The organism is Sanguibacter suaedae, from assembly GCF_016342785.1.
GTDB classification, from domain to species: Bacteria; Actinomycetota; Actinomycetes; order Actinomycetales; family Cellulomonadaceae; genus Sanguibacter; species Sanguibacter suaedae.
This window is the reverse complement of sequence record NZ_JAEINH010000002.1, coordinates 337,010-348,445: the sequence shown is the minus strand read 5'-3', so window position 1 is coordinate 348,445 and position 11,436 is coordinate 337,010. Positions and strand designations below refer to the sequence as shown.

Below are 11,436 nucleotides of genomic sequence, written 5' to 3'. Positions count from 1 at the left end.
CGGCCCTCCCGGTTGTGGGGTGCCCCCGCCCGGCCCGCGCCGGACTGGCCCCACCACCGGTCGGGTCAGAGACCGAGCTGGTCGGCCGAGTAGAACTCGGAGTCCACGAGCAGGGACTCGATGGTGTCGGGCACGACGACCTCCGGCGGGAGGAGGAACGCGGGGACGACCTTGACGCCGTTGTCGTACGTCGTCTCGTCGTTGACCGTGACCTCTTCCTCGTCGATGATCTGGCCGACCATCGTCGCGACCTGGTCGCCGAGGGTTCGGGTGTCCTTCCAGACGGTCATCGACTGCATGCCGGCGATCATGTTCTTGACGTTCGCCTCGTCGGCGTCCTGACCGGTGATGAGGGGCCAGTCGGCCTCGGTGTAGCCCGCGCCGTCGAGAGCCTGCTCGATACCGAGGGCGAGCGAGTCGTTCGGGGAGAGGACGACGTCGACCTTCTTGTCGGTGTAGAAGGAGTTGAGGCGGTTCTCCATCTCGGACTGGGCCTTGGCGGACTCCCAGCCCTGGATCCCGATCGTCGTCCACTCGTCGATCGAGGCGGGCGCCTTCCCCGACGGCACGACGAGCTGACCGGACTCGACGTAGGGCGACAGGACGTCCCACGCACCCTTGAAGAAGAACCTGGCGTTGTTGTCGTCCGGGGAGCCTGCGAAGGGCTCGAGGTTGAACGGCCCCGCGCCGCTCGCGAGGTCGAGCTGCTCCTCGATGAACTGGCCCTGGAGCGTCCCGACGAGCTCGTTGTCGAAGGTCGCGTAGTAGTCGACGTTCTCGGAGTCGTTGATGAGGCGGTCGTAGGCGATGACGGGGATGTCCTGCGCAGCGGCGGTCTCGAGGACCGGACCGAGCGCGGTGCCGTCGATCGAGGCGATGACGAGGACGTCCGCGCCCTCGTTGATCATGTTCTGCAGCTGGGTGATCTGCTCGTCCACCTTGTTGTTGGCGTACTGCAGCGTCGTGTCGTAGCCCTTGTCCTCGAGGAGACCCTCGAGGTGGGCACCGTCGTTGTTCCATCGCTCGAGGCTCTTCGTCGGCATCGCGATGCCGATGAGCGGCGTGTCGGACCCGGAGTCCCCGCTGTCGCCCGAGCGCTCGGAGCTGCACCCTACGAGTGCTCCGAAGAGCATGGTCGTGCCCGCGAGGGCAGCAATCGTCTTACGCATTGACGTCATCGTCGTGTCCCTTTCACCGTTGAACAAGGGTGGGCGGCGGCAGCGCCGCCCAGGGCCGAGGTGTCTGTGTCCCAGACGTGGCCGCTGTCGAGAAAACTATGGCTGTTGAGTTCGACCGTCAAGCGCATCCCCCACTTCGTAACCATTTTGTGTTCGAGGCTCGAACTCAAGACAGTGATCCACCTCACAGGAGTAGCGCTGCGGTAGGCTGCCGCGTGTGACCATCGACCGATCCACCCCCGGATCGCAGACGTCGCTCCGAGAGGCGAACAGAGCGCGGATCGTCGATGCGGTCAAGCGGTTCGGCGGACTCACCCAGATCGAGCTCGCCGAGGCCACCGGCCTGTCCACCGCGACGATCTCGACGATCGTCAAGGAGCTCCTCGGCGCCGGTGTCGTCGACACCCGTCCCACGTCGCGCTCCGGGCGCCGCGCCCTCAAGGTCACCCTCGCCCGTCGGCTCGGTCTCGTCGCCGGCATCCAGTTCGGCCACCGCCACCTCAAGGTCGTCCTCGGGGACCTCGGACGGACGATCGTCGCCGAGCAGCACATGCCGCTACCCCTCGACCACCGGGTCGACACGGGGCTCGACCGCGCGGCGCTGCTCGTCGTGGACCTCCTGGACCAGGTCGGCGCGTCCATGGACGAGCTGCTCACCGTGGGCCTCGCGCTCCCGGCCCCGGTCGACACGTCCACCGGGATGATCTCGGTGCGCGGCGTGATGCGAGGCTGGGACGACCTGCACATCGGACAGACCATGTCCAAGCGCCTCGGACGCACCGTGGTCGTCGACAACGACGCCAACCTCGGCGTCCTCGCCGAGCACGAGCTGGGCGCGGGACGCGGGTACCGGGACACGATCTTCGTCCGCGCGTCCTACACGACCGGTGCCGGGATCATGCTCGGAGGACACGTGCACCGCGGCTACGCCGGGGCCGCCGGCGAGATCGGCCACATCCAGGTCGACCCCACAGGAGACATCTGCCGGTGCGGGAACCGCGGGTGCCTCGACACCGTCGTCAGCTCCACCGCGCTGCTCGACCTCGTGCGCTCGAGCCACGGGGACCTCACGCTGCGCGACCTCATCGCCAGGGCGATCGAGGGTGACCCCGGGTGCCGCCGCGTGATCGCCGACGCAGGAGACCGGATCGGCTCCGTCGTCGCCCAGGTGGTCAACACCCTCAACCCTCGGCGCGTCGTGGTCGGCGGGGAGCTCGCAGCTGCCGGCGAGGTCCTCATCGGTCCGCTCCGCGAAGCCGTCCTCAGGCACACGGCACCGAACATGATCGCTCCCGTCGAGGTGGTCGCGGGCGAGCTGGGAGCAGAGGCCGAGGTCATGGGCGCGCTCACCCTCGCGCTACAGTCCGCCGAGGTGGCCACGGACCACCGGACCATCAGCACCCTGACCGACGAGTCGTCGGCCGGCCGACCCGATCGCCCCCCCGCACCATGACGTCCCTCCGCCCGACACCACGACGACGTGGCTGTCCTGCCGCCCCCCTCGGGGCCCTCCCGAACAGAGGACTGACGTGAACGACCCCACCCCGACCCCAGCGCTGGAGCTCCGCGGGATCGACAAGTCCTTCGGAGCAGTCCGAGCACTCTCCGAGGTCAACTTCACGATCCGGTCGAGCGAGGTCGTCGCGATCGTCGGCGACAACGCCGCCGGGAAGTCGACGCTCGCCAAGATCATCGCCGGGGTCATCACCCCCGACGCCGGGATCATCGAGTCCGAGGGCGTCCCGGTGACGATCCCGACCCCGGCGAGCGCGCACGCCCTCGGGATCGCGACCGTCTTCCAGGAGCTCGCCCTCTGCGACAACCTCGACGTCGTCTCCAACCTCTTCCTCGGCCGAGAGCTGCGCCGCGGTCGGCACATGGACGAGGCGGCGATGGAGGAGATCGCGCGGAAGATCCTGCGCGACCTCACGTCGCGGATCCCGTCCGTCCGGACCCTGCTCTCGTCCCTCTCCGGAGGGCAGCGTCAGAGCGTCGCGATCGCACGGACGCTGCTGGGCAACCCTCGGATCGTGGTGCTCGACGAGCCCACCGCGTCGTTGTCCGTCGCCCAGACCGCCGAGGTGCTCACGCACATCGAGAGGCTCCGAGAGCTCGGGCACGCTGTCGTGCTCATCAGTCACAACATGACCGACGTGCGCTCCGTCGCCGACCGCATCGAGGTGCTGCGGCACGGCAGGAACAACGGCAGCTTCCCGGGACACTCGACGAGCTACGAGGAGATCATCGCCGCGATCACCGGAGCCGTGGACTTCTCCACACCCCACCGCTAGGAGGCGCGGGCCACCTCGAGCAGCCTCTCAGGCCTCGCCGGCGCTGACGCTCGCGTCGTCGTCCGCGACACCCTCGCCGAGGATGCGTCGGAGATAGGCATAGGTGAGGTCACCGGCGACCTGGTCGTGCTGGTGCTCGTAGCCCTGCTTCTGGTACATCGCGAGGTTCTGCTTCGAGTCCTTGCCGGTGAAGACCCAGATCTCGGTGGTCTCCTCGGGGAGGTGCGGCAGCACGGCGAACATCATCTGCGTCCCGATGCCCTTCCCCTGGAGGTCCGGCGCGACGGCCAGCCTCCCGAGGGTCGCCTTGTCGTCCTCGATCTCGACGCGCACCGATCCCACGAGCCGGGTGCCGGCCCAGGCGCCGAGCGTGACGACGCCCTCCGCGGCGAGGTCGGCCTTGAGCTCGCCCAGCGTCTGGGTCAGCGGCGGGATGTTGGGGTCACCGTAGACCTGCGCCTCCGTGACGAACGCGGCACGGCGCAGCGTGAGGAGCTCCCCCGCTGCGTCGTCGGTCACGAGTCCGATGGTGATCTCTGGCTCACTCATGCGCTCATCGTCTCAGACTTCCGTGCCGCTCCGCCCCCCGCACCCACCCCAGCACTACCCTGGGGCGGTGACCTCCACAGCTCCTGCACCCGACGCCCTCACCCACCGGGTCCTCACCCTCTCCTGTCCGGACCGGCCGGGCATCGTCCGCGCCGTCGCCGGGGCGATTGCCGAGCACGGGGGCAACATCACCGAGTCGCAGCAGTTCGGAGACCCGGACACCCACCTGTTCTTCATGCGCGTGCAGGTGGAGTCGTCGGCGTCGCACGACGAGCTCGCCGGGGCGATGACCGTGCTCGCGGAGGAGTTCGGGATGACGTGGCACCTCGACGTCGTCGGACGGCCCGTGCGCACCCTCGTCATGGTGAGCACAGCGGCGCACTGCCTCAACGACCTCCTCTTCCGCCAGCGCTCCGAGGGCCTGCCCATCGAGGTGGTGGCCGTCGCAGGCAACCACCTCGACCTCCGCCCGCTCACGGCCTTCTACGGCAAGACGTTCCACCACATCCCCGTGACCAAGGAGACCAAGGCCGAGGCCGAGGCGGCCCTCCTCGCGCTGGTGAAGGAGCTCGACGTCGAGCTCGTGGTCCTCGCCCGGTACATGCAGGTGCTGTCCGACGACCTGTGCCGCGAGCTCGCGGGACGGGTCATCAACATCCATCACTCCTTCCTGCCCAGCTTCAAGGGCGCCCGGCCGTACCACCAGGCGCACGACCGCGGCGTCAAGCTCATCGGCGCGACGTCCCACTACGTCACGGGAGATCTCGACGAGGGCCCGATCATCGAGCAGGACGTCGAACGCGTGGACCACACCCGCCACGTCCAGGAGCTCGTCGCCCTCGGGCAGGACGTGGAGCGGCGTGTGCTCTCGCGCGCCGTCCGGTGGCACGCGGAGCACCGGGTGCTGCTCAACGGCCACCGGACCGTGATCTTCCGCTGAGCGTCCCGGTCGGGTCCCGGGGCTCCCGGGACCCGACCGCTGCGACGCGTCAGGTCCCGTCAACCCTCCCCCGAGCCCGGTAACGGCCGACGGCAACCGCCCCGGCACCGAGGAGCACGAGCGCCAGCGCCACCCCGACGAGGGCGGGGCTGAACCCGGTGAACCCGAGGAACCCGCCACCGGCGACGGCCACGACCGTGAGCTCCGCCGACGCCGTCGACGCAGACGCCAGACCGACGGCCTCGACCGTGTGCCGCCCGGGAGACGCGTCGGCCGGGACGGTGGTGCGTACCGTGAACCGCCCCTCCGTGTCGGCCGTGGGGGCGGCCAGCAGCTGCGCGTCCGACCGGAACCAGACCTGGACCGTCTCCCCCGGAGCGAACCCCTCCCCGGCGACCGTCACGGGGTCGCCCGCACGGACCCGCGTCTCGGACAGGGTGATCGAGACGTCCGCGGTGGGCTCCCCCGCACCTCCCGGCTCACCGGGCTGACCGGGTCCACCGGGCCGGCCGGGCTGACCGGGTCCACCAGGCTGACCGGGTCCACCAGGCTGACCGGGTCCACCCGGCTCACCAGGTCCACCAGGTCCACCAGGCGTCCCTGCCTGGGTCTCGACGAGGACCGCGACCGTGCGGGCGGGCACCGTGACCGTGCCCGACGCGACGTCCCACGCAGTGGACCGCACGACGGCGTCCGCACCGTCCTGCTGGACCTGCGAGAGGGTGAGCGCCCGGCCCGCCATCCCGTCGACCGGACGGCTCACCGCCTCGGGCGTCGCGTTGACGACCACGAGCATCCCGTCGAGCGCCGGGTCCACGTCGGTGCCGACCGTGTCGTCGACCCTCATGAGGATCACGCCCGGTGCGGCGTCGGGCCCGGAACCGGGGAAGGTGACCTTCTCCCCGATGAGCCCAGGGTCGCCGAGCCGGAAGAGCGGCGTGGAGTACCGCAGCCGCAGGAGGTCCTGCGCCCCGGCCGTCGCGGCCGCGATGTGCTCGGCGGACGGCTTGAGCGTCGGGTCGGCGAGCAGGGGCCCCAGGTAGGGCCACGACTCGCCGTTCTTCCCCTCGGGCGGGAGGCCCACCCCGAAGTTGTTCGTCGTCCCCGTCCAGTCGACGGCGTTGAAGTGGTCGCCCGAGTCGTAGCTGTCCCGGTCGAGCGACTTGCTGCGCAGGAGGTCGGTGCCCGCGTGCCAGAACGTCGGGGTCTGCGCCAGGGTCGTTGTCGCGAGCGACAGCGTGTTCATCCGCACCCGGTCCTCCATCGGGGTCCCGACAGGCAGCTTGAGGGTGAGGATGTCGAAGAGGGTCTCGTTGTCGTGGGCGTCGACGTAGGTGACGACCTCCTCCGGCGAGTCCGCGTACCCGGCGGGCGAGCCGCGGTAGTCGATCTCGTCGCCCCGGCGGACCTCCCCCGTCGAGGTGAGGAACGAGAAGGCGCGGAGGTTGCCGGCCATCCCGAGCCGCACGAGGTCGCTCTGGTGTGCGAGGCCGGCGATCTCGTCGGGCGACCCGTCGTTGACGGTGGCGGCGTCGCCGAGCCGCGCGGTGCGACCGTTCGGGTCGGTCCCGAGGCCCGTGCCGAACCCCTGCTCGAAGAGCGACGCCCCGTCGACGGGGCTGCCCCCGTGCACGGCGTCACGGAGGCGGTCCGAGAACGTCCCGATGCCGGTCCCGCCGAGCTGCCCCTGGGTGGCCTGGGTGAAGAGCGCGTTGTCGGCCACCTCCCCGAAGTTCCACCCCTCCCCGTACAGGTACACGGCAGCGCCGTCGACGCCGTCCTCCTCGAGCGTCAGTCCGTCGAGGGCGGCCCGGACCGCGAGCATGTTCTCCTTCGAGTGGTGCCCCATGAGGTCGAAGCGGAATCCGTCGACCCGGTACTCCCGCGCCCAGTGGACCACCGAGTCGACCATGAGACGCTCGGCCATCCGGTGCTCGGTGGCGACGTTCTCGCAGCACGTCGAGGTCTCGACCGTCCCGCTGGCGCTGAGCCGGTGGTAGTACCCGGGCACCACCTTGTCGAGCACGGAGGTGTCGGCCTGACCGCTGGCGGCCGTGTGGTTGTACACCTGGTCGAGGACCACCTGCAGGCCCGACCCGTGGAGCGCCCCGACCATGGACCGGAACTCGGCGGTGCGCGCACCGCCGTCCTGGGCGCCCGTCGTCGCGTACGACCCCTCGGGGGCGAGGAAGTGGTACGGGTCGTACCCCCAGTTGTAGCCGTCCTCGGCGGCGATCGCGCTCACCGCCTCCTGCTGCTCGGGCGAGTCGGGGGCGAAGCCGGACAGGTCACCGGTCGTGGCCTGGGCGGCCCGGTCCTCCTCGATGGTCGCGATGTCGAAGGTGGGCAGCAGGTGCACCGTGTTCAGACCGGCCGCCGCGAGCTCGCGCAGGTGCTGCATGCCGGTGGAGTCACGGGTGAACGCCTTGTACGTCCCCCGTTCCTCCGCGGGGACGGTCGGGTCGCCGATCGAGAAGTCGCGCACGTGCAGCTCGTAGATGCTGCGGTCCACGGGGCGCTCGACGGCGGGAGCCGGAGTCTGCTCCCAGAGGTCCGGCCGGAAGACCGGGTCGTCGAGGTCGACGGCCACGGACCGTGTCGAGTTCCTCGTCAGCGCGACGGAGTAGGGGTCCGTGACGAGGTTGTGCTCGACGGTTCCCGTCGTGGGCACGAAGACCTCGACGTCGAACAGGTAGCGGGCCCCCGCGAGGTCGTCGGTGCCGGTGAGCGTCCATGCCCCGTCCGTACCGCGCGTCATCGCGGACCGCTGCGCGTCCTCGACCTCTCCTGACGCGTCAGGGGTCCAGGTGAGGAGCTCGACGGACCGTGCCGTCGGTGCCCACAGGGTGAACGTCGGGTTCCCGGCGTCCCACGTGACGCCGAAGGACCGCTCGGCGGCGGGCTCGGCGTAGAGGGCGTCGAGAACCCCGGGCACCTGGACACCGGTGAGCGCGGTGAGGGTGCCGTCGGCGGTGGTCTGCGACACCTGGATCTGGCCGGTGAGGAGGTCCTCGACCGTCGCGCGGTCGGCGTCAAGCCGGAGCGCGACGTGCTCGGCGAGCGCGGGGAACGTCTCCGCGACGCCCGCGGGGATCCCGCCCGGGTCGACCGTGAGGGTGAGGGATCCGCCGTCGGACGGCACCTCGACGACGCCGTCGGTGGCTCCGATGCCGCCGGTGGGTGCGTGGTGCAGGGACCAGGAGAGGTCCGCCGCGTCGGTCCCGGCGGGCAGGAGGTCGCGCGGCCACGCGAGGACGCCCTGGTCGAGCCAGTGGGCGCGCGCCTGCCCGGTGCCCGCGAGGGGCGGGTCGGCGACGTCGACGGTCAGCACGTGGGTGGTGGGGTCGTAGGTGAGCACGACGTTCTCGCCCTCGGACGTGGAGAACGTGTAGTTCTCGCCGTCGGGCACACCGTCGACACCGTAGTTGACATCCCAGCTCCCGTTCTCGGCGACCTTCACCTCGTAGGTCCCGGCGGCCAGGGCGTCCGTCGAGTACGTGTAGAGGCCGTCGCCGTCGAGGTCCTGCAACCAGGTTGCCAGGCATCCGGGCTGCCAGGCGCCCGGGCAGCCGACCTGGTCCTGGTAGGAACCGGGCGCCGTGAGGACCGGGCCGTCGGCGCTCGTGGTGAAGTAGTGGGTCACGGGGTCGTAGTAGAAGGTCACGGTCCCGCTGTCGGGGACGGTGTAGGTCGCGTTGGCGCCGCCCGGGACCCCGCCGGTGCCGTAGTTCACGTCCCACGTGCCGCCCTCGGCGACCTTGTACTCGAAGGTCTGCCCGGCGGGCAGGTCGAACGTCGCGGAGTAGGCGCCGTCGTCCCGGAGGTCGAGGCGGGCCGCCTCGCAGGCGGGCACCCAGTCGCCGGAGCAGCCCATGGCGGCGTTGTGGTCACCGGGGACGGTGACGAGCAGGTCGCCCGGGTCGGGTTCCGCGGGGACGGTGCCGTCGACGGCGTGCCCGACGCTCGCGAAGGTCGATGCCGCGGCGCGCTCCCCGGAGGTGTCGGTCGTCACGGCGCGGTACTCGAGGAGGGTGCCGTCAGGCAGACCGGAGGTGGCGTGGTAGACGCGGGGCGTGGTGTCGTCGGCGGTGCCGAGGGGTGTCCAGGCCGTGTCGCCGACGGCGCGGACCGCGAAGCTCGTCTCGGCCCACCGGTCCGCGCCGAGGGTCGCTGCGACGGGCGTGACGCCGTCGACCGCTCCCCCGGGCGTCGGGACCTCGACGGTCACCTCGGGCGTCCCGGGGGCGACCTCGCGGTCGGCGACGAGGACGAGGGCGTCGAGCGCCGGGACCGTGAGGCTGACGACGCCGTCGGGACCCGCGACGACCGTGCCGTCGGTGCCGAGGAGACCGCTGAACGTCGCGCCCGGGGTGAGGGTGGGGACGTCCACGGTGCGGTCGGTGGTGGAGTTGTTGAGCGCCACGAGGTGCTCGACCCGCTCGTCGCGGTGCACGCGGGAGAAGGCGTAGACACCGGGCCCGTCGGACGCGAGCCGCTCGATCTGCGCACCGCTCTCGAGGGCGCGGTGGCCCGCGCGGAGCCCGGCGAGCGCGGCGATGTGCGTGTAGAGCGGCGCTCCTGTGTCGTGACGGTCCTGGGACCCGAGCGGTGTGCCGTCGAGGAGGGGCTGCTCCGTGTACTCGGTGACCTGGCTGGGGAAGAGCGACTGGCGGGCGTTCTTGTCCTTGCCGTCGCCGACCCCGACGAAGCCCTGCTCGTCGCCGTAGTAGACGACCGGCTGCCCCCGCGTGAGGTACATGAGGGAGTGGGCGAGGGCGCTGCGGCGCTGCCCGTCGCCCGACCCGGCGACCATCGTGCCGATGCGACCCATGTCGTGGTTGCCGAGGAACGTCGGGAGCGCGTGGGCGCTCGTCGTGGGAGTCGTGTAGAGGTCGTCGGTGGCGAAGAAGGAGCTCAGGCCGGCAGCCGTGAACCCCTTGGCGTAGCTCGCGGCGCTCGCCTGGAACGCGAAGTCGAGGGTCGCGCTCATGTCCGTGTCCCGCACGTAGGGGCTGAGCTTGGCCGCGTCGGCGTCGTACACCTCGCCGAACATGAAGAACTCGTCGTGCCCCTGGGCGTGGGCGTGGTCGAGGACCTCGGTGGTCCACTCCTCCCAGAACTCCATGTTCACGTGCTTGACGGTGTCGATGCGGAAGCCGTCGATCCCGAGGTCGACCCAGGTCTCGTAGACCTCGACGAAACCGTCGACGACGGTGGGGTGCTCCGTCATGAGGTCGTCGAGACCGTCGAAGTCCCCGAACGTGGTCGACTCGCCCTCCCACGTGGAGTTTCCGCGGTTGTGGTAGAGGGTCGGGTCGTTGAGCCAGGCCGGGACCTTGACGTCGGCCTCGTCGGCGGGCACCACGGGGGTGTACGGGAAGGACGTCGCGGCGTCGAGCTCGGGGAAGCTCCCGGTGCCCGCGTGGTCGGCCGGGTCGAAGGGCGTCCCCGCGGCGTCGAGATAGGGCGCGGTGGCCTGGTCGACGTAGGAGTACTGCTGCTCCTCGTAGTCGATGACGTCGGCCGTGTGGTTGGTGATGATGTCGAAGTAGACCTTCATGCCGCGCGCGTGGGCGTCGTCGATGAGCGCCTCGAGCTCGGCGTTGGTCCCCAGGTGCGGGTCGATCCGCGTGAAGTCGGTGATCCAGTACCCGTGGTACCCGGCCGACGCGTCGGCTCCGCTCCCCTGGACGGGCTTGTTGGCGAACGACGGTGTGAGCCAGATGGCCGTGGTGCCCAGACCCTCGATGTAGTCGAGGTCCGCGCGCAGCCCGGCGAGGTCACCACCGTGGTAGAAGCCCTTGTCGGTGGGGTCGTAGCCGGAGACCATCCGGTCGTCACCGAGGCCGGCGTCGTTGTTCGTGGGGTCCCCGTCGGTGAAGCGGTCGGTGAGCACGAAGTACATCTGCTCGTCGGAACCGGGCTGACGGGCAGGCTCCGCGACGAGTGCGTCGTCGGCCGGACCGTAGGCACCCTCGAGGCCGAGAGGCACGACCCCGGTCCGGTGGGTCGAGTCGTCGTAGGTGATGCGGAGGGTGGTCTCCCCCGCGACCGTGAGCGGGACGTTCGCGTCGCCGCCGTCGAGCCCGTAGGCCTCGTCCCACGAGCCGTCGATGGCGACCTTGTACTCGTAGGTGCCGGCGGGCAGGGTGACGTCCGCCGTGTACGTCCCGTCGCCGGCGGGCAGGAGCGCGCTCTCGGCGCAGTCCGGCAGCCAGTCCTCGGCGCACCCGAGCTCGTCCTGGAGGTCACCGACCAGGGTCGCCGTGCGCTCCTGGGCGACGGCCTGCTGGTCGACGGCGGTCAGCCCCACGGCGACCACCGCCAGTGCTGTGAGTGCGGACGCCGCTGCGCGCGAGCGCGACCCTGCGCTTGTTCTCATCCCGACTCCTTCGTCGAAAGACACGTGTCGGGACGGAACTGTACCCATTGCAGAAACTTGCAGCAATAGGCTCGAATCCTGTTGCAACGGACCATG

6 protein-coding genes are annotated in these 11,436 nt (G+C 70.6%); 3 read left to right on the top strand and 3 right to left on the bottom strand.

Annotated features, from left to right (window positions below; all coding sequences use genetic code 11):
• Positions 1 to 65 precede the first annotated feature (65 nt).
• Positions 66 to 1,169 (bottom strand): multiple monosaccharide ABC transporter substrate-binding protein, encoded by a 1,104-nt coding sequence (gene chvE, locus JAV76_RS03950; protein ID WP_198732702.1) that lies wholly within the window; start codon positions 1,167 to 1,169, stop codon positions 66 to 68.
• A gap of 226 nt (positions 1,170 to 1,395) precedes the next feature.
• Between chvE and JAV76_RS03945 the strand changes: the two genes are divergently transcribed.
• On the top strand, positions 1,396 to 2,631 hold the full coding sequence (locus JAV76_RS03945) for an ROK family transcriptional regulator (protein ID WP_198732701.1): 1,236 nt from the start codon (positions 1,396 to 1,398) through the stop codon (positions 2,629 to 2,631).
• Between the two features lie 76 nt (positions 2,632 to 2,707).
• The gene (locus tag JAV76_RS03940) at positions 2,708 to 3,469 is read left to right on the top strand and encodes an ATP-binding cassette domain-containing protein (RefSeq protein ID WP_198732700.1); all 762 of its coding nucleotides are present in this window, start codon (positions 2,708 to 2,710) and stop codon (positions 3,467 to 3,469) included.
• A gap of 27 nt (positions 3,470 to 3,496) precedes the next feature.
• Here the strand turns inward: JAV76_RS03940 and JAV76_RS03935 are convergent, their stop codons facing one another.
• Positions 3,497 to 4,018 (bottom strand): GNAT family N-acetyltransferase, encoded by a 522-nt coding sequence (locus JAV76_RS03935; protein ID WP_198732699.1) that lies wholly within the window; start codon positions 4,016 to 4,018, stop codon positions 3,497 to 3,499.
• A gap of 67 nt (positions 4,019 to 4,085) precedes the next feature.
• Between JAV76_RS03935 and purU the strand changes: the two genes are divergently transcribed.
• Positions 4,086 to 4,958, top strand: a complete 873-nt coding sequence (gene purU / locus JAV76_RS03930) for a formyltetrahydrofolate deformylase (RefSeq protein WP_307843974.1) — start codon at positions 4,086 to 4,088, stop codon at positions 4,956 to 4,958.
• Positions 4,959 to 5,007: 49 nt separating this feature from the next.
• On the opposite strand, the gene pulA is transcribed toward purU, so the two are convergent.
• Entirely contained in the window at positions 5,008 to 11,340 is a 6,333-nt protein-coding gene (gene pulA / locus JAV76_RS03925) for a pullulanase-type alpha-1,6-glucosidase (protein WP_198732697.1), read from the bottom strand.
• Positions 11,341 to 11,436 lie beyond the last annotated feature (96 nt).